We start from the raw sequence: 20,154 nt of genomic DNA on the forward strand, positions 1-20,154 counted from the left end.
CTTTAGCGGTTTCCTTCCTTGTTAGCGACGACGACCGTGATGTGGCTGGTGCGCTTGTTGATACGAGCGGCACGGCCCTGTGCACGAGCGCGGAAACGCTTGAGCGTCACGCCTTCGTCCACATAGGTCTCCTTCACGACCAGGTCGTTCTCACGGAACGGCTCGCCGGCCTTGTCGGCCTTCACGCGAGCGTTCGCGATGGCGCTCTCCAGGACCTTACGCACCGGAAGGGATGCGTCCTGCGGAGCGAACTTCAGAATGGTGATGGCTTCGGTCGCCTTCTTGCCTCGGATGAGGTCGACCATACGGCGAGCCTTGCGCGGCGTCACGCGGACGTGACGAGCGATTGCTTTAGCTTCCATGTGTCCTTACTCTCCTTTAGCGGCGTGCCTTCTTGTCGTCCTTCACATGACCCTTGAAGGTCTTGGTCGGGGCGAACTCACCGAGCTTGTGGCCAACCATGGATTCGGTGACGAACACCGGAACATGCTTGCGACCATCGTGAACGGCAAAGGTGTGTCCGATGAAATCAGGGGTGATCATCGAACGACGGGACCACGTCTTGATGACGTTGTGCGTACCCTTCTCGTTCTGCTCGTCGACTTTCTTCTGCAGGTGGGCGTCGACGAAGGGGCCCTTCTTGATGCTACGAGTCATCTACTCGACACTCCCTTACTTACGGTTCTTACCATTCGGGCGACGACGAACAATCATCTTGTTCGAAGCCTTCTTCGGACGGCGGGTACGAACCTCGCCCTTGCCCCACGGAGAAACCGGCGGCTTGCCACCGCGGGTACGACCGCCGTGCGGGTGATCGACAGGGTTCATGGATTCACCACGGGTGATCGGGCGCTTGCCCATCCAACGTGCACGACCTGCCTTACCGAGCTGGATGTTGGCGTGATCGGAGTTGCCGACCTCACCGACGGTTGCGCGGCAGCGAGCATCCACGTTGCGGATTTCTCCGGACGGCATGCGCAGCTGGGCGTAAGCGCCATCCTTAGCGACGAGCTGCACGGCTGCACCAGCGGAGCGGGCGATCTTGGCGCCACCCAGCGGGCGGAGCTCGATTGCGTGCACCACGGTACCAGTCGGGATGTTGCGCAGCGGCAGGTTGTTGCCCGGCTTGATATCAGCCTGGGCGCCGGTCTCGATGACGTCACCCTGCTTGATACCTTCCGGAGCGATGATGTAGCGCTTCTCACCGTCTGCGTAGTGCAGCAGTGCGATGCGGGCGGAACGGTTCGGGTCGTACTCGATGTGAGCGACCGTTGCCGGCACGCCGTCCTTGTCCCAACGCTTGAAGTCGATGAGACGGTACTGGCGCTTGTGACCGCCGCCACGATGACGGGAGGTCATACGGCCGTAAGAGTTACGACCGCCAGTCTTGCTGAGTTTGCGAACCAGCGACTTCTCAGGCGTAGAACGCGTAAGCTCGGAGAAGTCCGAGACGGACGCGTTACGGCGGCCTGCAGTCGTCGGCTTATAAACGCGGATAGCCATAATCTAGTTCTTCCTTTAACTTTTCTCGGCTAGCCTTCAGTTACCGAAGATGTCGATCGTCTGGCCCTCGGCGACGGTCACGATAGCGCGCTTCTGATTGACGCGCTGGCCGAAACCGTTGCGGGTGCGCTGACGCTTGCCGGCGCGGTTGAGGGTGTTGACGTTCGTCACCTTGACATTGAAGATCTCTTCGATTGCCTGCTTGATCTGGACCTTGTTCGCGTTCGGGGCCACCACGAAGGTGTACTGACCGCGATCGGACAGAGCGTAGCTCTTCTCAGAAACGACAGGCTTGAGGATGATGTCGTGTGCGGGCTTGTGAATAGCGACCATGAAAATCAGGCCTCCTTTGCAGCCGGCTCAGCCTTCGCAGCAAGGAAAGCGTCGAAGCCTTCCTTGGAGAAGACCACGTACTGAGCGGTGACCACATCGTACGTGTTGAGCTGATCGGCGAAGATCGGGTGAACGGTCGGGATGTTACGAACGGAAAGCCATTCGTTCACATTCTCGCGAGAGAGCACCACGGTGGTGAACTTGTTCTCGGTCACCGGGGTAAGAGCGGCAACAGCGGCCTTGGTGGACGGGGCTTCGGAAACGCCGAAGTCCACGACTGCCACGCGACCTGCGTTGGCGCGATCGGAAAGCACGTACTTGAGAGCAGCGGCCTTCATCTTCTTCGGGGTGCGCTGGGAGTAGTCACGCGGCTGCGGACCGAACACGGTGCCACCGTGGTACCACTGCGGTGCACGAATGGAGCCCTGACGAGCACGACCGGTGCCCTTCTGCTTCCACGGCTTGCGGCCACCGCCGGAAACCATGCCGCGAGTCTTGGTGGCATGAGTGCCCTGACGAGCAGCGGCGCGCTGGGCCACCACAACCTGGTGGATCAGCGGGATACGGGACTGGACTTCTTCGGCGGAGAAGCCGAAGATCTCAGCCGGAGCCTCAACGGTTCCGGTTGCATTGCCCTGGTTATCGGTAACGTTCAGAGTAACGTTTGCCATGATTTATCAGGCTCCCTTCACTGCCGAACGGACGAGAACGATGCTGCCCTTCGGGCCCGGGATGGCGCCCTTGATGGCGAGCACGCCGTTCTCAACATCCGACGAAACGATGGTGAGGTTCAGCGTGGTGTTGGTTACATGACCCATGCGGCCAGCCATACGCTTGCCCTTGAGGATACGGCTCGGGGTAGCGCATGCGCCAACAGAGCCAGGACGACGCTCGTTCTTGTGAGAGCCGTGGGTACGACGATAGGACTTGAAGCCCCAGCGCTTGATGGTGCCTGCGAAGCCCTTGCCCTTGGTGGTACCGGTCACATCGACCAGGGTGCCCTCCGGGAACAGCTCAGCGGTCAGCTCCTGACCCGGCTCGAACTCTTCGGCGTTATCGGTGCGGACCTCAGCGAGGTGACGACGCGGGGTGACGCCAGCCTTGGCGAAGTGGCCGGCAAGCGGCTTAGTCACCTTGGTCGGGTCAACCTGGCCGTAGCCAAGCTGAACAGCCTTGTAGCCGTCGGACTCTTCGGACTTGACAGCAGTCACCACGTTGGTGGAGACGTCAACGAGGGTCACAGGAACGAAGAAACCGTTCTCGTCCCAGACCTGAGACATGCCGAGCTTCTTGCCCAGCAGTGCGGTGCGATTAGACATAATGGTTCCCTCCTCCCTTACAGCTTGATCTCGATGTTCACATCTGCGGGCAGATCAATGTGCATAAGGGAATCCACGGCCTTCGGGGTCGGGTCCACAATGTCGATGAGACGCTTATGAGTACGCATCTCGAAATGCTCGCGAGAATCCTTGTACTTGTGAGGAGAACGGATAACGACGAACACGTTCTTCTCGGTCGGGAGCGGAACCGGGCCAACCACAGTTGCGCCCGCGTTCGTCACCGTTTCGACGATCTTCTTCGCCGATTGGTCGATGACCTCATGGTCATAGGACTTAAGCCTGATGCGGATTTTCTGTCCCGCCATTGCCTTCCGCCCTTTCTAGCGATTCGTTAGTTACTGTTTACCAGCCTGCTTCTCAAAGGGCACCGGCGCAGAAGACCCCCGAAACCGTGGAAGTTCCGTGGTCATACCACATCAGTGCGCAGCCATGCAGTTTTCACTCTCGTGATCACTGTGCCACGCTCGCTTTTTTAATTCCAATTTGCGAGCCCTAAAATCAGGCAACTTCTTTATTTAAGCATCAGGGGTAGTCTTAAGAAATCCTCGCGTGTCGCGGTCTCAAGTCCTGTTTTCAAGTCCCTGAAAACGAATGAGATGCACATTGCCGATCGTCTGTTGCGATCATAATGCAGCATCATCCGAAAATGCTTTTCCACATATAAAAAACGAGGAATCCGGTTGAACGAATCCAACCAAATTCCTCGTTATCTATGATGCTTGCCGATATAACGCAAGCACCTTATATATAGGTCACTGCTGATGGCCTATACATGAAGCGACTCATGCACGCTCGGAAGCTTCTTCCGTGGCGGCCTCGCCCTGACGCTGGACGCGCAGCTTGTGTCCTTCGGCCTGGCTGACGCCGTAGTATGCGGCGATGGCGATGTCCTTCATATCCTCGATCTGCGGGATACGCGGATTTGCCGGAGCGCACTGATCCTCATAGGCACGCATGCCGATCTGATCGAGGATGGACCAGAAGTAGTCCTCGTCCACACCGCACTCCTGGAAGCTCTTGTTCATGCCGAGCTTGTTGTCACGGTAGTCCTCGACGGCCTTGGCCAGGTTCTCAACGCCCTCTTCCGGAGTCTTGCCCGGGTTCACGCCAAGGTTCTTGGCGATCTCCTGGTAACGTTCCGGAGCGATGTACTTGTTGTACTTCGGCCAGCTGGTCGGTTCCTCCGGAATGGAGCCGTTGTAGCGGATGACGTACGGCAGCAGGATGGAGTTGGTACGACCATGGGCAACGTGGCACAGAGCACCGATGGTGTGGGCCATGCCGTGGCACATGCCGAGGAATGCGGAGCCGAATGCCATGCCGGCCATGGTGGCGGCGTTGTGCATCTTCTCCTGGGCCTTGATCTTGTCTTCACCCGGCTCGCCGTTGACGGACTCGGCGAGGTTGTCCCAAATCAACTTGGCCGCGTGCAACGCCATGCCATCGGTGAAATCGTTGGCATAGACGGAGACGTAAGCCTCGAAGGAGTGGGTCAGGGCGTCGAAGCCAGCATCGGATGCGAGCTTGCGCGGCTGGGTACGCGCCAGCACCGGATCGACGATGGCGACGGACGGGGTCAGCGCGTAATCGGTGATCGGGTACTTGTAGCCTGTCTTGTGATCGGTGATCACAGCGAACGGCGTGACTTCGGAACCGGTGCCGGAAGAGGTCGGGATGCACACGAGCTTGGCCTTCTTGCCCAGCGGCGGGATCTTGAAGGCGCGCTTACGGATATCGAAGAACTTCTCACGCACGTCGGAGAAGGAGATTTCCGGGTGCTCGTACAGCAGCCACATGATCTTGGAGGCGTCCATCGGGGAACCACCGCCGACGGCGATGATGGTGTCCGGCTCGAACTCCTCACGCATCATGGTGGCACCGCGCTCGACGGTTTCAACGCTCGGCTCCGGCTCGACGTAGTCGATGATGCGGAAGGTCACACGGTTGGAACGTGCGCGGAGCTGGTCGATGATCTTGTCGACCACACCGAGCTGCTCCATGACCTTATCGCACACGATGACGGCCCTCTCGATGCCGTACATGTCGCGCAGGTACTTGATGGCGTTCGGCTCGAAGTAAGTCTTGGCCGGAATCTTGAACCACTGCATGTTGTTGTTCCTCCGAGCGATGCGCTTGATGTTGAGAAGGTTAACTGCCTGAACGTTGCCAGACACGGAGTTGCCGCCGTAGGAGCCGCAGCCGAGGGTCAGCGACGGTGCGATGGCGTTGTAGATGTCGCCCACGCCGCCGAGGGAGCTCGGAGAGTTCCAGATGATGCGGCATGCGTGCATGCGCTGGCCGTATTCGCGGACCAGAGCCTGATCGTTGGTGTGGATGGCTGCGGTGTGGCCTGCACCATGCTTGAGCATGGCTTCGCACATTTCGAAGGCCTGTTCCTTGTTGTCGGACTTCAGTACGGCCTGGACCGGAGCGAGCTTCTCCATGGTCAACGGCTCGTTCTCGCCGACCTCCTTGCACTCGGCGGCAAGAATGGTGGCGTCTTCCGGAATCTCAAAACCTGCGGCCTTGGCGATGTACTGCGGGGACTTGCCCGGCACCACAGAGTTGAGCTTCGGGGTCTGGCCGGAATATGCGGTGCAGCCGAACATGTACTGCTCGAGCTTGGCCTTCTCTTCGTCGTTCACGAAGTAGGCCTTGCGGCGCTTGAGTTCCTTGATCAGCGGAGCGTAGACTTCCTTGTCGGCGATGATGGCCTGCTCGGTGGCGCAGATCATGCCGTAATCGAAGTGCTTGGAGAGCACCAGATCGTTGGCGGCGCGCACGATGTCGACGTTCTTGTCGACATATGCCGGAGCGTTGCCAGCGCCGACGCCGAGGGCCGGCTTGCCGGAGGAATATGCCGCCTTGACCATGCCCGGGCCACCGGTGGCGAGGATGGTGGCGATACCATCATGCTTCATCAGGGCGCCGGTGGCTTCGATGGACGGGTGCTCGATCCACTGGATACAGTTCTCAGGAGCGCCTGCCGCGATGGCTGCGTCGCGCACGATCTTGGCGGCTTCGACGGAGCACTTCTGTGCGCCCGGGTGGAAGCCGAAGATGATCGGGCAGCGGGTCTTCAGCGCGATCAGCGACTTGAAGATGGCGGTGGAGGTTGGGTTGGTGACCGGGGTCACGCCGGCGACGACACCGACCGGTTCGGCGATCTCGTCGATGCCCATGACATCGTCTTCACGAATGATGCCGACGGTCTTCTGACCGGCCAGATAGTTGGTGACGTGCTCGCAGGCGAAGATGTTCTTGGTGGCCTTGTCTTCCACCAAACCACGGCCGGTTTCCTCAACGGCCATCTTGGCGAGCACCAGATGCTTGTTCAGTGCTGCGACGGAAGCCTTGGCGACGATACGGTCAACCTGCTTCTGATCGAGCTTTTCGAAATCGTCAAGAGCCTTCAGGCCCTTCTTGACCAGAGCATCGACCTCAGCCTCAGCTGCGGCGAGCTTCTCTTCCGGAGTCGGCTTGGTCGGCTCTTCCTTCTTTGCGTCTGCCACTTGAAGTCCTCCTCGATTCTTTGGGGGTTTGCAAAGTAGTTTCCCGTTATTCCATCCGCCTCGAAGCGGATGGACGCGTTGCTGGTCTTTTGTGACCTAGGACACACTTTAGTGAGTATGCAATATGATGTTCCACTGTGTCGTGTCGCAAGAGAAATGTTATCTTCTGTTCATTTAATGTTTAGATTGCGTTCTTTTATGGAATCAAAAAGCCTCAAAAACATCATTTTGAGCGTTTTTGTTGCTTTTTATCATAAATCACACACACTTTCTCAAGTCTCACCTCCATATCTTTTATAAAAGTATTTTCTATATGATATCAATCATATCGAGCTTTTACAAAGTCGATTTATTTATCTTGTTCGTCCAATGTATTTTTTCCGCCAGCCAGTAGGAGTTTCGCCTGTTTCTTCAAAGAAGCGACGATTGAAATTCGAAGCGTTACCATATCCGCAAGCGCGACGAATCGAAGCGACGCTTTGATTCGTGGTCGTCAGCAATCTGCATGCATGCCCGATACGCAATCGTCGAACAAAATCCGAAAACCCTATTCCTGCAGCCCTTTTGAACAGACGAGAGAAAGCCGAAACGCTCATTCCGGCCTGGCGGGCGGCCAAATCCATGCTAATTTCACCGCTCAGATGCGATGAAATGTACTCGATGGCATCATTGACCACACGTTCCGCACCACTGCATACAGCCGGATCGTATCCGGACGCAACCACCGTATAGGATTCATCTGCGGGGGCATGCGCGAACACATCCAACACACGAATCAGATCACTAACACGGCAAGCAAGACTATGTTCCTCCATGCTTTCCAGAATCGAACCGGCCTGACGAGCGGATTCACCGCTCAGCACCAATGCCTGCCCCGCACGTTTCAACACCATTGCAAAACCAGACGTTTCCGGAAATCCAGACATCAGCAGACGCATGGTTTCCGGACGCACATGGCACACCACATCACGCTGACGAAGCCGCTCCCCCGGAGCGATGTCGGACACCCAATTATGCGGAAGATTTGAACCAATCAGCGCAACCTGCCCGGCCTCATACGGAACAACGGCATTGCCCGCCATCATCAATCCGGTACCTTCCCGAATTAGATGAATTTCAATATGAGGATGATGATGCCATTTCGCCAACGAGCTTGGGTAGCCATGCTTCGCCCAACGCACCGAAGCCTGCGCGTCCGGCACAATGATCTCCAATACGCCAGAATCGTTCGAACTTCCACCTTTCGGCACGAATCCACCAAAAGAAGAGGTCTGAGCCAAAGCCGCCTTCCCATGCCGATTATCGTTGACTTGTGCAACAGCCCCCATGACACAGACCCCTTTCGTCGTTCCGTAACGTGCGTAACGTCAGTCGTTTTTCACGGTAATCTGCAGCTTAATGTCTCCAGGACGCCCCTCAGCCATGCGATCGAACGCCGCCTGGGCATCCTCCATCGCATAGGTGTCGGTGATGAATGGCTTCAGATTCAGTTTACCGTTAGCCACGAGGTCAATGGCCTTCTGATACACATTGGCATAACGGAAGATATTTTCGATGCGCACCTCGGTAGCCTGCAGCTCCGTAATATCGATGGCCACCGGATTGACCGGAATGCCAACGATAACGGCAGCGCCACCGGGAGCAATCAGCTTCCAGAATGTCTCGTATGACTTCGGCGAGCCCGAGCACTCGAAAGCCACATCAGCACCCCAGCCCCCCGTTTCCTCGCGGACGCGCTCCACCAGATCCTCCTTGGTGAGATCCACCGGAATAATACCTGGAATCTGAGCCGCAATCGCCAGTTTGATTGCCGACACATCGGAGATCAGCACCTTGGAAGCGCCACCCGCCAACGCGCACGACGCGGTCAGCATGCCGACCGTGCCTGATCCGGTGACCACGCAGACATCGCCCGGCTTGATACGAGCCTTGGTGGCGGACCACATGCCCACAGCCAACGGTTCAAGCAGCGCACCCTCACCGAAGCTCACATTGTCGGGCAGCTTGTAGGTGAACGCCGCAGGATGGTTCACCGTTTCGCACAGGCAGCCATCAATCGGCGGAGTGGCAAAGAAACGCACCGCAGGATCGACGTTATACATGCCCAGTTTGCTGGCACGCGAACTCATATCCGGAATGCCGGGCTCCATGGCCACACGATCGCCCACCTTGAAGCCTTCGACGCCAGGACCGACCTCAACCACCGTGCCGGAAGCCTCATGACCAAGAATCATCGGCTGCTCCACCACATATTTACCCACGCGACCATGCGTGTAATAGTGCAGATCGGAACCGCACACACCAACAGTATGCGGCGCGATCTTCAGCTCGCCTAGACCAGGTGCGGGGACGTCAGGCACCTCACGCACATTGATGACGCCCTGCTCTTCGAGAACGACTGCCTTCATGATTATTCTCCTTTGTGGATAATGGTGTTTTTTGAGAAAAATGATGATGATTGAGCAATTGATATTCAATTGCGATTAGTTACGTTCGATCGCGGTAATGCGATGGCCACGATCGTCAAATCCGGGTTGATGAGGATGAATGCCGAGCGTGGCCAACGATCCGATCGCATAGCAGATCGCATACGTCCAGCACACGCCGCCGAATCCGATAGTGGAAATCAGCACCGTCGCAATCAGCGGACCGAAAAATGTAGTCAGGCCGGAAGCGAGATTATGCGCGGAAATCGCAGCACCCTTATGTTCCGACGCCAACGCGGGAAACACGGCTCCCATAGGAACGAAAGCGGAAATTCCCAATCCAAGAACAACCGCATCAGCACACATAAGCACCATATTCGCCCCGAAAAACTGCGGAATGTAATACATGCCCAGCGTGCCGATCACACAGAACCAGCAGCCAAACCAGCGCATTTGCCGCATCCAACCATGCGAATCGCCCATACGACCCCAGAACACATTGCCGAAAATGGTGACCACAAACTGGAATCCCCAAATCTGACTCCATTGCGAAACCTCAAACCAAGCGCCGCCGCCATTGTTGGTAGTGGCCAAGTAGAGTGGCATGATGACGGGAAAGCCGTACAACGTCAGATTGCAGATCACACGCACCACCGCAGCCAAAGCGATTTGGCGATTATGCACCAGAATGGTGACTCCTCGACTAAGCTCGCGCAGCTTGTCGGCATTACTCATGGAAGAGGTGTCAGCACCCTTGCTTTTCGGCACCATCAGCAGGCAAATCAGCAGTCCAGCTATAGAAAAAGGCAACGAAAGCCACAGCGAGTAGTACTCGCCCACCAGCGGAATGGTGAAACTCGGCAAATATGCGCCGAATACGCCAATGCCGAACGAGTAGGCGGCCCAAAACCACCCCATGGCCGACGCGAGCTTGGCAGTATCGATGGTTTGCGCCATCAACACCACGAACGAGTAGATGAACAGCGGGTAGCCAACACCCCGCAACGCATACACTCCTAACATCAGCGGATAGACGCCGCTCGGCAGCGCCACACCAACGAACAGCAAATGTAAAACAACCCAGGCGCTCGCGCCGATCAGCATGATGCGTTTGGCACCGAACATTTCAGCCAGCACACCGGACGCCCAGCCGGCAAGCGCAGTCATCAGCCCGTACATGGTGAACAGCAGCGACGATTGCGAAGAGCTGAATCCCTGGTCCACGATGTATTTGGACAAAAAAGTCAATTCAAAGCCATCGCCGGTCATGAACACCGCTATGGCGACCAAGCCGGCCAATAGCGTGCGCGGCAGTCCTATCTTCATAACATGCCTCTTTTCTTGGTAGAACGTCGTTGTCACCGTCTCAACTTTTTTGTTGATAAACATATTTTCAACGCAGAAAAGTGGCAGAAAATCCCTTATACACGGCCGTTTTTTATACTTTTTTGCAACACCCGTTATTTCAGACCAACACGAGACATAAGGAAAGGACTTTTATGAAGTAGTCTTGAAAAAGAACTTGTGCAGGAAGGAAACATCCAGTGAAAGCCCAATCCGCCCTATCAGTCAAAGAAGCCAATCTCAAGGCCATGACCGCGTTCATCTATACCCAAGGTTCAGCCACCAAGCAGATGTTCGAACACGAATTAGGGCTCAGCCTACCAACCATCACGCAGAATCTGCGCGCCATGGAGGCCGACGGGCTCATTGTCAAAGGCGAGATGCAGCAATCCACCGGCGGACGCAAAGCGCAAATCTATGAATTCGCGGCACACTCCAGCGTGGCGATCGGCGTGCGCATCCAAACCACACAAATCACGGCCATCGCCATTGATCTGAACGGCAAATCCGTAGCCACCAGACAGCGCACACTCCCCTATCGCAACAACGACGCCTACTACCAGCGCATGAATGGCATCATCAACGATTTCGCGCAAGAACTGGCGAAACAAGGCAGCACGGTACTCGGCGTGGCCTTCTGCATGCAAGGCATCGTATCGGCAGACGGACAGTCGATCACCTTCGGCAAAATCATGGGCAACACCGGCCTGAAACTCAGCGAACTCAGCCACGGCCTCAACTATCCGTCGCTGATGATTCACGATTCCGACGCTTCTGCCATGGCGGAACTCTGGTTCGATCACAATCTGAAGGATGCCGTCTGCATCTACCTCGAACGACGCCCAGGAGGCGCGGTCATCGTGGACGGATCGCTCTACCAAGGGCCAAACCAATGCAATGGCTCAATCGAACATATGACGCTGATTCCGGGCGGAAACCCTTGCTATTGCGGGCAATTGGGATGCATGGATACGTATTGCTCGCCGGAAACGCTGATGGAAGACGGCGAAAGCCTGCCCGGCTTCTTTTCGGTGTTGGAACAAGGCGAGCAGGAGCACCGCAAACGATTCTCGCAATGGCTGGATTATGTGGCGCTGGCGGTAACGAACATTCGCTCGGTGCTGGCCGGTGACGTGATCATCAGCGGTGAGGCAGCACAATATCTCGATGATGACGATATGGCCGGACTACGCGAACGCGTGGTGGAACATACGCCATTCGGCACCACGGATTTCACCCTGCGCAAGGGAATGGCGCTCGACCATCAAGACATTATCGGCGCGGCCCTGCGTTTTGTGGAACCGTACGTACGCGAACTATGCGATATGTGACCTTTTGTGCATATATTATTAATCGCATCGCTTGCATAACAAAAAGAAGCGTGTTGCCAAACCCGTATATAAGGTTCAACGCACGCTTCTTTGTTCGCTTCCGTCTGCTTCACTTGTTGTATTTTTTCAGCGATTATTTGACGGTAATCATCTAATGATAGTTATTTGACAATCTGGCAGAATTCGATGGTTTCGCCGTTCGGTCCGTATACATTGAAGTAGCGAATGCCGTGCTCCCAGAAGCTGTCGATATGCTGAATTTCAGTGTCTTTGAAATTCAGTCCGAGTTCCTTCGCGTTTTCGAACGCGGCTTCAATGTCGGGAGTATCGAACGCCCAGTGGTTGATGGCACCGGTGGTCAGCGGCGCTGGGTCGCCTTCCCAGGTTTCGATGGTCAGATGGCCGTAACGCAGGAATGCGCAACGGTTTTCACCGTTATGGAACAGTCCCGCCAACTCGAAACCGAGTTTCTTGGTATAGAATTCGATGGTTTCGTCCAGATCTTTCGCCGGCATGCCGGAATGCTGCAGATCGGTGGTGAATTCAGACATTGGTTTGGTCATAATACCCTCCTTGTGATGGTTGGTACGATACGTTTTTCCCTTTTGTGATTAGGATATGCGCTATGCGGCGATGTCAGCGGCGCATTTGCCGTCATATCGTGACACTTTTTTGCTAATTCCAGGCTGTTCAGGACGAATAAACAGCGTCAGCACCGATTTTGACGACAGCCTTGGGAGCGGCGGCGATTTTGCCGTCGAGGAAGTCCTGCACCTGCTCGAGTTCAAGCTCACGGCCGGATCAGACCGGCACGAGCGTCGACAGCCTCGACATAGTAAGTCAACAGATAATTTCAAAGTGTTTAGAATGAGGTTATGAAGAACCCGTCTTTGCACCGTTATGCAACTCGTCCAGGTCTCTACTTCACCGATGATGGTGGGGCGGATGCTATCGTCCGCTCGGAAACAGCGGACCAAGTGTGGTTTTGCGTACTTGAGCCGCTCGACCAACCCAGTGCCTTCTATGCCGACGCAGTACGATTGTTCAACGAGCCGGGGCTGACCTTCATCGATCAGGCGATGAAACAGCGCATCTGCACTCGGCGAATCCCCTCGCTCAATCTTCGCGAAACACTATTCCGCATGGACGGGCCCAATTACGGACTGTGGTACGTGCACGTGCCGCAAGCATGGGACGGCATGCAATACGGATACCGCGTCAACGGCCCATGGGACCCCGACCACGGCGTGAGCTTCAACCCGTACAAACTGTTGCTCGACCCCTATGCCAAAGGCATCGAAGGATCAATGGAGCTTGATCCCGGAGCGTTCTCCTATGAATGCGAGATCGTGAACGGCAAAGTCAAAGGTTCGCCATTCGGCCCGATGAGCACCATCGACTCCGTGGGGCATGTTCCCGTTTCCGTGGCGATAGACGATCGTGCCACCAACAAGCATGACGGTGAGCCCTCACACCCGCATGTAGCATGGAGCAAAACCGTGATCTACGAGCTGCATGTCAAGGGCTTCACAGCCAACGCGCCTTGGCTTCCCAAAGAGCTTCGCGGCACCTATGCAGGTTTGGCACATCCGGCGACGCTCTCCTACCTGCAGGATTTGGGCGTCACTTCCATTGAGCTGCTGCCGATTCAAGCCAAGCAATCCGAACTGTTTCTGCAGGAACGCGGACGCGTCAACTATTGGGGATATTCGACGCTCGGCTATTTCGCGCCGGAAGCCTCATACGCCACCAAGCGCTCCCAGGAGGCCGGTGCGGCCGCAGTACGCCAGGAAGTCATCGACATGGTACGAGCCTTGCATGAGGCCGGATTCGAAGTGATTATGGACGTGGTCTACAACCACACCTGCGAATCCGGTCCGGAAGGACCGACCGTATGCTGGCGCGGACTCGACAATCTGGCATATTATCGACGCACCAAAGATAAGATCAGCCGCCTGTACGACACCACCGGCTGCGGCAACACGCTTGATTTCACCAACACGCACGTCACCACATTCGCCGTGGATTCGTTGCGCTATTGGGCCAAACGCATTGGCATCGACGGATTCCGATTCGATCTCGCGGCGACGCTGACACGTCTCGACGGTGAATTCACCCGCTACCATCCGTTCCTGTATGCATTGCGTTCCGACATGCTGCTCGGCAATCTCAAAATGATCATGGAACCTTGGGATTGCGGTCCAAATGGCTGGCGCACCGGCGAATTCGGCATCCCCTTCGCCGAATGGAACGACAGGTTCCGCGATTGCACACGCAAATTCTGGCTGACCGACGTGGATCGCATGCGCGGTGGAGAATACGGCGAAATGACCATGCAGGAGATGGCCACACGTTTGTGCGGATCATCCGACCTGTTCGCCACCGATCCAGGCCGCGGTTCGACCGCGTCCGTGAATTACGTGGCATGCCATGACGGCTTCACCACAGCCGATCTGACCATGTACAAAACCAAGCATAACGAGGCCAACGGCGAAAACAACCGCGACGGAACAAACGACAATCATTCCGTCAACTTCGGTCACGAGGGCCCCAGCGGCGATCAAATCATCGTGCAGCAACGGCAACGCGCCACCATGAACCTGCTGGGTACGCTGCTGCTTTCGCTAGGCACGCCAATGCTGCTTGCCGGCGACGAATTCGGCAATTCGCAGAACGGCAACAACAACGCCTACACGCAGGATAACGACACCACCTGGCTTGATTGGGATTGGCTGTACAGTACCGAACAAACGCCGGAATTGAAGCAGTTCAATCTCACTTCCCGTTTAATCACATTGCGTAAATCCCGCGATTTGTACAATCATGAGGATTTCTTCACTCGCCTGAGCGAAATCGGTTTGCTGAAGAAATCCGATCGCGTGCATTGGTATTTGCCGAATGGACAGATGCCAAATGATGCGGATTGGACGAATCCTTCCGTCCGTTCGTTCGCCATGCAGCTGCTATCCCCCGACGAGCCAAGTCTGCTGATTCTGATCAACGGTTCCGATGAGGTCACGCGTTTTCATCTGCCGAAAGACATCGAATGGGAGATGGTCTGGTCCTCATCGGAGATTGTCGGCGAATATCCGGGATTGGGAACGTCCATCGAACGGGTGTCGGAATTCGACGAAGAATCGGAAAGCAAGCCCGCGGGCAGGCTCCGCAACCATCTGCACCGCATCAACATGATGTACTGGCAAATGAAAGACGATGCGGACAATCTGCAATCCGCCGATGATGGGCTGTCGGAAGATGATCCGACATTGTGGACGCTTCCGGCATTGAGCATCAGCGCGATGAAGCAGATGCCAACCATCTAAACGCCAGTCAAAATACCGTCTGGAATACCAAGAAACCCCTCGGAAGTCGAATTTCCGAGGGGTTTCGTATAAGCCGTAAAGCTTTAGCGCTTCGAGAACTGCGGAGCGCGACGAGCCTTGTGCAGACCGGCCTTCTTGCGTTCCACGACGCGAGCGTCGCGGGTCAGGAAGCCAGCCTTCTTCAGGGCTGCGCGGTTCGCATCACGATCGATAGCGTTCAGAGCGCGGGCAACGCCCAGGCGGATTGCGCCAGCCTGGCCGGTGGTGCCGCCACCGTCAACGAGGACGATAGCGTCGAACTTGCCTTCGAGCTTGAGAAGCACGATCGGGGAGTTGACCTCACGCTGCAGCAGCTTGGCCGGGAAGTACTCTTCCAGGGTGCGACCATTGATGGTCCACTTGCCGGTGCCCGGAACCAGGCGGACACGAGCGACGGCTTCCTTACGACGACCGGTGCCATAGCCCGGAGCGATAGCGGAAGTACCGGTGCCAGCGCCAGCGTTGGTCTCGGTGGTGTACGAGGTGAGCTCCTCTTCGGTCTCGAGAACCGCGGAGTTGTTGGTGTTTTCAGCCATGTTTCTTATCTCCCTTCGGTTCACTTAGCCTGCTGCGAGACCTGAGCGATCTCGAAAACCTGCGGCTTCTGGCCAGCGTACGGATGCTCGGTGCCACAGATGATGTGGAGGCGATCCAGCTGGACCTTGGCCAGACGATTCTTCGGCAGCATGCCCTTGATAGCGGACTTGATGATGCGCTCAGGGTTGGTCTTGAGCAGCTTGCCGTAGCTATCGCGACGCAGGCCACCCGGACGACCGGAGTGCATGTACAGTTCCTTGCCCAACTTATTGCCGGTCAGAGCGATCTTATCGGCGTTGAGAATGATCACGTGGTTGCCGGAATCGGCGTGCGGAGCGTAGGTCGGCTTGTTCTTGCCACGCAGCAGGATGGCTGCCTGGGAAGCGAGACGGCCGAGCACCACGTCGGTGGCGTCGATGACGTACCAGTCGTGAGTCAGATCAGCTGGCTTCGGAGTGAAAGTTTTCACGATGTACCTTTTCTATATATTGTGTTCCGGACCTTCCATCAACATCTCTGCGTTGGTTAGGCGCGGAATGATGCCTTTTTCAGGTCTCATTATCCGTGGGCTCCCTGAAAGTCCTCGATGGCGAGTGGGAAAAGCGCTTTGAAGGACCCCGTAGGGAAACACAACAATCTACTAGTATATCGCCAGCCTTGACATTCGCGACACATCAACCCCTAGTACTTGCGAATACGGAAACACAGCAATCGACACGCAAAAGCCGGCGACGCTTGGCAGGTCTCCCTACCTTGCATCGCCGGCCTTCCGCCAATCGAAATCAGCTGCAATCAGCCTCAATCCGCTGCAAGCTCAGCCGCGCATAATCGCTGCGATCTCCTGCAGTCGAGTATTGTCGAACAACTGCTCCAGCGGCACGACATTGCCATCGCCGTCAGCCAGCGGAATACGCCAGTTCGGATATTCGTTGCTGGTGCCCGGCTGGTTCTGCGTGCGCTTTTCGCCGACCGCGTCGACGATGGACGCCGCCATGAGCTTGCATGGCGATCCCTTCAAACCGCGGTACAGCGCGTCGATGATCTCGTTTTCGTTGGCAAGCTCGTCTTCCAGCGCGGAAGCGTCGAGATAGCCTTCGTCGACAAGCATGCTCAGCATGGCGTTATGTTCGGCTTCCGCGGACTTCTGGAATTCTTCGACCGGACCGGACAGCAGTCCAAGCTGTTCACGCAATTTGACATGCCCGTACTCCAAGTAGCCGGCTGCCGGAGGCAAATCGTGCGTGTTGACGGATGCCAACGCATACGGACGCCAATCCTTCGGCGCACGGAATTCGCCGTCGAACTGCTCGAACCATTCCACAGCGCAACCGAGAATGCCGTGCTCGGACAGCGACTTGGACACGTATGCCGGAACCACGCCGAGATCCTCGCCCACGACCACACCACCGGCGCGGGATGCTTCCAATGCGAGAATGCCGAGCATGATGTCAGAATCGTAATGCACATAGGTGCCGTCCATGGCTTTCTTGCCTTCCGGAATCCACCACAAGCGGAACAAGCCGAGAATATGGTCAATACGTACCGCGCCTGCATTGGAGAACATGCCGTGCACCATATCTCGGTACACCTTGTAGCCGGTCTGTTCGAGAGCGATTGGATTCAGCGGCGGCTGACTCCAATCCTGACCCTGCTGGTTGAACATGTCCGGCGGAGCGCCGACCGTGGCGCCCTTGGCAAAACGCTCCGGGTTCCACCACACGTCGGAACCGGCCGGATGCACGCCCACAGCCATGTCGGCGACGATGCCGATCTTCATGCCGGCCTCGCGCGCCGCCTGCTGGGCCGCATGCAGCTGCTCGGTGGCGACCCATTCGAGCCAACGATAGAATTCAAGCGTGTCCGGGTACTGTGCGCGAAGCTGCGCGACTTCCTCGGAATCACGATTGTACTTGCGCACCCAATCGTCGTCGCTGCCATTCGAGGCGCCCCACTTGTCGTAGCACAGGCACCATGTGGCATAGGATTCGATCTCATCGCCCACTTCGGCGAGATACTGGTCGAACTCGGCTTGACGCTGTGCGGAAAGGCCGGACTTGTAGATGATCCACAACGCCTGCATCTTGGTACGCCACATGGTTTCGCGATCCAAGATCCGCGCATTGCCGTTGAGCGGCTTGACCTGCTCATGCAGTTCATCCACTTTCGCCTTGTCTTCCGGCGAAAGCACGGCATATTCCGGCATGGATTCCGGTCGAATATAGCTGAAATTAATGAAACGGCGCGAAATCGGCAGATACGGCGATGGCTCGATCGGCGGCACCGGTTCGGCGGCATGCAGCGGATTGATCAGCATGAAGTCGGCGCCGGTCTTCTTCTTGGACTCGACGAGCAGGGTCTTCAGATCCTCATAGTCGCCGATACCCCAGGAACCGCCGGAACGAATGGAGTAGAGCTGGCTCATCCAGCCCCACAGGGAGCCTTCCTTCATGTCGTCAAGCAGCTCGATCTTTTCCGGAGCGCTGATAACGGTTGCAATCTCCGTCTTGCCACCAACGGTGACTTCAAGGGTGTGATACCCCTCGGGAAGATCTGCCGGAAGCACCAGATATGAGGTGCACACGAAGCCGCCGTCGACCTCGACCACGGTATCGCTGCCACCCTCGAGCTCGATTTTGCCGGCATACGCCCCACCGTCTTCCAGCATGATGGAAGCTTCAGGAACGTCAAGCGCTCCGCCGTGAACCTCAACCTTGCTTTCCTTGCCGACAACGTGCAGCACGGTCGGAGGAACGATACGTGTGTCGCGTTCGCGCTGAATGGTGGTGATGGACTGCTCGATCGCCCCATCGTTGGAAGCGTCGATTCCGAGCGCCTTGAGCACCGCCACGAGAACATCGTCTTCGATTTCGTGGTAGTCGCGGCTCATGCCGACGTAACTGGTGGCGATACCCACCAACTTTGCCAGGCGAATGATCGGACGGGCTAGACGCGTTGCATTTTCGGTCTGTTCTGTCATAAACAACAGTCTATGCCCCAATCGCATGCACCACGCGCAAAAATCTCATAAAAATGACAACGTATGCAATTATTTTTCCGAAAGATGCCGTTCAGCGGCCCTTTTCACCTCTCCTGACGCATCCTGCGCAAGTTTTTCCAACATCTGATCAGACGTGTTCGGGTTCAAAGCAACGGCCCTACGTACCATGGAAGCAAGCACGGCAGGAGCATTCGGCTCGACGTCGACCCCCAAAGATCCCAGAAAATCAAGGGCCGTGGAATCCATACCCGGATCCTGCGCGCCTTCGAGCCGCATCTTCCAAGACGTCTGCTTGTTGCGCAACGCGACATCGCGCACTTCGAGGGACTCATCCTTGGTGAGACGCCCCACCAGCCAATTCTTATCATTGGCATTGCCCGCAACAGCTTTACGCACCTCAACGGATTCGTCGGTGGACAGTTTGACGAGAATATTCGGAAACGGCATGGTTTCCGCAAGAAAAACGCGATCTTCCAACGGTGTATGCGCATTGCCGGCGACGGCTTCCAGCAATGCCGTGGCACGCGAGAAAGCGGCCTGTTCGGAACGGTCAGGCAGCGGACGGCGCGCGAATTCGCTCAATTCGGCGGCATCCGTGGAGTGACGCAACCGCTCGTAGGTTGCGGTCAAAGGCTCGAAATCCGAAGGAACCTCTTGGTTTGATGCTTGTTCGTCGGCGTTCCCCACAACGGTTTCGACGGTATTTTCGGCGGTTTCCACGGCAGTAGTGTCTTGCGAGCTCATATCTTCGGTCATGCGTTCCACCTTACGTTATGTTCTGCTCAATATTCCATTCGTCATCGTTGGATTTCAGTATCGCACCGGGCGATTGGACGTGCCCGTTTGCCGCGGCGTGACGGTCGCATTGAACGTTTCGATAATTCGTGATTTGAATTTCTGCGATTGTTCCTGCGGAACGATAATTGACAGCACGATGCGATCGGTATATTGCGCATCCGCCTGCTCGCCGTCCACTGACGCAAGCAGATTCTGAAAGCTTCCCAATTGCGGATAGTCAAGCGTCACCTGATATTCGCAACATGGCACGATCTTCGCTTTGTTCGCCGCTTTGACCGCAATGGACGCACCCGTGGAATATGCGCGGATCAGGCCTCCGGAACCCAGCAGAATACCTCCGAAATATCGGGTGACGGCAACCACGCAATCCGTCATCTCGTTGGCACGCAACACGTCAAGAATCGGTTTGCCCGCCGTGCCCGATGGCTCGCCGTCATCGCTCATGCGTTCGGCCAAACGACCGTCGGAACCGCCGCACACCGCAGCATAGGCGACATGACGCGCTTTCGGATGCTGGTCGCGAATCGTCTGCACAAATGCGAGCGCCTCATCCAAGGAGTCGATATGACAGGCGTCGCCGATGAATTCCGATTTTTTCTCGACGAACGCATCATGCGCGGGCTGATCGGCGGAATCGAGTATGGTCTGCATGTCTTTCAACCTACCCAAT

Annotated in this window: 19 protein-coding genes; 2 read left to right on the forward strand and 17 right to left on the reverse strand. The window is 56.5% G+C overall.

Annotation, left to right across the window (positions count from 1 at the left end; all coding sequences use genetic code 11):
- Positions 1–2 precede the first annotated feature (2 nt).
- From rplV to KSY55_RS00930, 11 genes are all read right to left on the reverse strand, one after another.
- A complete protein-coding gene (gene rplV, locus KSY55_RS00880) occupies positions 3–362 on the reverse strand; it encodes a 50S ribosomal protein L22 (RefSeq protein ID WP_003808026.1) in 360 nt (119 codons plus the stop codon).
- Positions 363–378: 16 nt separating this feature from the next.
- Positions 379–657 (reverse strand): 30S ribosomal protein S19, encoded by a 279-nt coding sequence (gene rpsS, locus KSY55_RS00885; RefSeq protein WP_003808025.1) that lies wholly within the window; start codon positions 655–657, stop codon positions 379–381.
- A gap of 15 nt (positions 658–672) precedes the next feature.
- A complete protein-coding gene (gene rplB / locus KSY55_RS00890) occupies positions 673–1,503 on the reverse strand; it encodes a 50S ribosomal protein L2 (protein ID WP_034879917.1) in 831 nt (276 codons plus the stop codon).
- A 36-nt stretch (positions 1,504–1,539) separates the two neighbouring features.
- A complete protein-coding gene (gene rplW, locus KSY55_RS00895; protein WP_003808021.1) occupies positions 1,540–1,836 on the reverse strand; it encodes a 50S ribosomal protein L23 in 297 nt (98 codons plus the stop codon).
- Between the two features lie 5 nt (positions 1,837–1,841).
- Positions 1,842–2,507, reverse strand: coding sequence for a 50S ribosomal protein L4 (rplD, locus tag KSY55_RS00900; RefSeq protein WP_022245323.1), 666 nt, complete (start codon positions 2,505–2,507; stop codon positions 1,842–1,844).
- Positions 2,508–2,513: 6 nt separating this feature from the next.
- Positions 2,514–3,155 carry a 50S ribosomal protein L3 gene (gene rplC / locus KSY55_RS00905; protein WP_003836003.1) on the reverse strand — a complete coding sequence of 214 codons (642 nt, stop codon included), beginning with the start codon at positions 3,153–3,155 and terminating at the stop codon, positions 2,514–2,516.
- A 17-nt stretch (positions 3,156–3,172) separates the two neighbouring features.
- The gene (gene rpsJ / locus KSY55_RS00910) at positions 3,173–3,481 is read right to left on the reverse strand and encodes a 30S ribosomal protein S10 (protein WP_003808013.1); all 309 of its coding nucleotides are present in this window, start codon (positions 3,479–3,481) and stop codon (positions 3,173–3,175) included.
- 477 nt (positions 3,482–3,958) lie between these two features.
- Positions 3,959–6,688: a bifunctional acetaldehyde-CoA/alcohol dehydrogenase gene (gene adhE / locus KSY55_RS00915; protein WP_004220022.1), complete on the reverse strand. Its 2,730-nt coding sequence runs from the start codon at positions 6,686–6,688 to the stop codon at positions 3,959–3,961.
- A gap of 353 nt (positions 6,689–7,041) precedes the next feature.
- Positions 7,042–8,016: an AraC family transcriptional regulator gene (locus KSY55_RS00920; RefSeq protein ID WP_217749426.1), complete on the reverse strand. Its 975-nt coding sequence runs from the start codon at positions 8,014–8,016 to the stop codon at positions 7,042–7,044.
- 39 nt (positions 8,017–8,055) lie between these two features.
- The gene (locus KSY55_RS00925; protein ID WP_065437732.1) at positions 8,056–9,096 is read right to left on the reverse strand and encodes an NAD(P)-dependent alcohol dehydrogenase; all 1,041 of its coding nucleotides are present in this window, start codon (positions 9,094–9,096) and stop codon (positions 8,056–8,058) included.
- A gap of 75 nt (positions 9,097–9,171) precedes the next feature.
- Positions 9,172–10,440 (reverse strand): MFS transporter, encoded by a 1,269-nt coding sequence (locus tag KSY55_RS00930; RefSeq protein WP_217749427.1) that lies wholly within the window; start codon positions 10,438–10,440, stop codon positions 9,172–9,174.
- Between the two features lie 218 nt (positions 10,441–10,658).
- Between KSY55_RS00930 and KSY55_RS00935 the strand changes: the two genes are divergently transcribed.
- A complete protein-coding gene (locus KSY55_RS00935) occupies positions 10,659–11,789 on the forward strand; it encodes an ROK family protein (RefSeq protein WP_022245321.1) in 1,131 nt (376 codons plus the stop codon).
- 161 nt (positions 11,790–11,950) lie between these two features.
- Here KSY55_RS00935 and KSY55_RS00940 read toward each other — a convergent pair whose 3' ends face one another.
- Entirely contained in the window at positions 11,951–12,352 is a 402-nt protein-coding gene (locus tag KSY55_RS00940) for a VOC family protein (protein ID WP_004220029.1), read from the reverse strand.
- Positions 12,353–12,664: 312 nt separating this feature from the next.
- Between KSY55_RS00940 and glgX the strand changes: the two genes are divergently transcribed.
- A complete protein-coding gene (glgX, locus tag KSY55_RS00945) occupies positions 12,665–15,112 on the forward strand; it encodes a glycogen debranching protein GlgX (protein WP_217749428.1) in 2,448 nt (815 codons plus the stop codon).
- 83 nt (positions 15,113–15,195) lie between these two features.
- Here the strand turns inward: glgX and rpsI are convergent, their stop codons facing one another.
- The 5 genes from rpsI to KSY55_RS00970 form a co-directional block, all read right to left on the reverse strand.
- Positions 15,196–15,687: a 30S ribosomal protein S9 gene (rpsI, locus tag KSY55_RS00950; protein ID WP_003836019.1), complete on the reverse strand. Its 492-nt coding sequence runs from the start codon at positions 15,685–15,687 to the stop codon at positions 15,196–15,198.
- 20 nt (positions 15,688–15,707) lie between these two features.
- The gene (gene rplM / locus KSY55_RS00955) at positions 15,708–16,157 is read right to left on the reverse strand and encodes a 50S ribosomal protein L13 (RefSeq protein ID WP_003836021.1); all 450 of its coding nucleotides are present in this window, start codon (positions 16,155–16,157) and stop codon (positions 15,708–15,710) included.
- Positions 16,158–16,502: 345 nt separating this feature from the next.
- Positions 16,503–18,665, reverse strand: a complete 2,163-nt coding sequence (gene malQ / locus KSY55_RS00960) for a 4-alpha-glucanotransferase (protein WP_080789631.1) — start codon at positions 18,663–18,665, stop codon at positions 16,503–16,505.
- 69 nt (positions 18,666–18,734) lie between these two features.
- A complete protein-coding gene (locus KSY55_RS00965) occupies positions 18,735–19,442 on the reverse strand; it encodes an AbrB family transcriptional regulator (protein ID WP_004220035.1) in 708 nt (235 codons plus the stop codon).
- A 54-nt stretch (positions 19,443–19,496) separates the two neighbouring features.
- Positions 19,497–20,135, reverse strand: a complete 639-nt coding sequence (locus KSY55_RS00970) for a YigZ family protein (RefSeq protein WP_055063017.1) — start codon at positions 20,133–20,135, stop codon at positions 19,497–19,499.
- Between the last annotated feature and the right edge of the window lie 19 nt (positions 20,136–20,154).

This window comes from Bifidobacterium sp. MSK.13.1, from assembly GCF_019131435.1.
Taxonomy (GTDB): Bacteria; Actinomycetota; Actinomycetes; order Actinomycetales; family Bifidobacteriaceae; genus Bifidobacterium; species Bifidobacterium pseudocatenulatum.

Excerpts from the sequence above, each read along its gene's own strand:
- rplV (WP_003808026.1), bottom strand. The coding sequence starts at position 362 with ATGGAAGCTAAAGCAATCGCTCGTCACGTCCGCGTGACGCCGCGCAAG.
- rpsS (WP_003808025.1), bottom strand. The coding sequence starts at position 657 with ATGACTCGTAGCATCAAGAAGGGCCCCTTCGTCGACGCCCACCTGCAG.
- rplB (WP_034879917.1), bottom strand. The coding sequence starts at position 1,503 with ATGGCTATCCGCGTTTATAAGCCGACGACTGCAGGCCGCCGTAACGCG.
- rplW (WP_003808021.1), bottom strand. The coding sequence starts at position 1,836 with ATGGTCGCTATTCACAAGCCCGCACACGACATCATCCTCAAGCCTGTC.
- rplD (WP_022245323.1), bottom strand. The coding sequence starts at position 2,507 with ATGGCAAACGTTACTCTGAACGTTACCGATAACCAGGGCAATGCAACC.
- rplC (WP_003836003.1), bottom strand. The coding sequence starts at position 3,155 with ATGTCTAATCGCACCGCACTGCTGGGCAAGAAGCTCGGCATGTCTCAG.
- rpsJ (WP_003808013.1), bottom strand. The coding sequence starts at position 3,481 with ATGGCGGGACAGAAAATCCGCATCAGGCTTAAGTCCTATGACCATGAG.
- KSY55_RS00920 (WP_217749426.1), bottom strand. The coding sequence starts at position 8,016 with ATGGGGGCTGTTGCACAAGTCAACGATAATCGGCATGGGAAGGCGGCT.
- KSY55_RS00925 (WP_065437732.1), bottom strand. The coding sequence starts at position 9,096 with ATGAAGGCAGTCGTTCTCGAAGAGCAGGGCGTCATCAATGTGCGTGAG.
- KSY55_RS00930 (WP_217749427.1), bottom strand. The coding sequence starts at position 10,440 with ATGAAGATAGGACTGCCGCGCACGCTATTGGCCGGCTTGGTCGCCATA.
- KSY55_RS00940 (WP_004220029.1), bottom strand. The coding sequence starts at position 12,352 with ATGACCAAACCAATGTCTGAATTCACCACCGATCTGCAGCATTCCGGC.
- glgX (WP_217749428.1), top strand. The coding sequence starts at position 12,665 with ATGAAGAACCCGTCTTTGCACCGTTATGCAACTCGTCCAGGTCTCTAC.
- rpsI (WP_003836019.1), bottom strand. The coding sequence starts at position 15,687 with ATGGCTGAAAACACCAACAACTCCGCGGTTCTCGAGACCGAAGAGGAG.
- malQ (WP_080789631.1), bottom strand. The coding sequence starts at position 18,665 with ATGACAGAACAGACCGAAAATGCAACGCGTCTAGCCCGTCCGATCATT.
- KSY55_RS00965 (WP_004220035.1), bottom strand. The coding sequence starts at position 19,442 with ATGACCGAAGATATGAGCTCGCAAGACACTACTGCCGTGGAAACCGCC.
- KSY55_RS00970 (WP_055063017.1), bottom strand. The coding sequence starts at position 20,135 with ATGCAGACCATACTCGATTCCGCCGATCAGCCCGCGCATGATGCGTTC.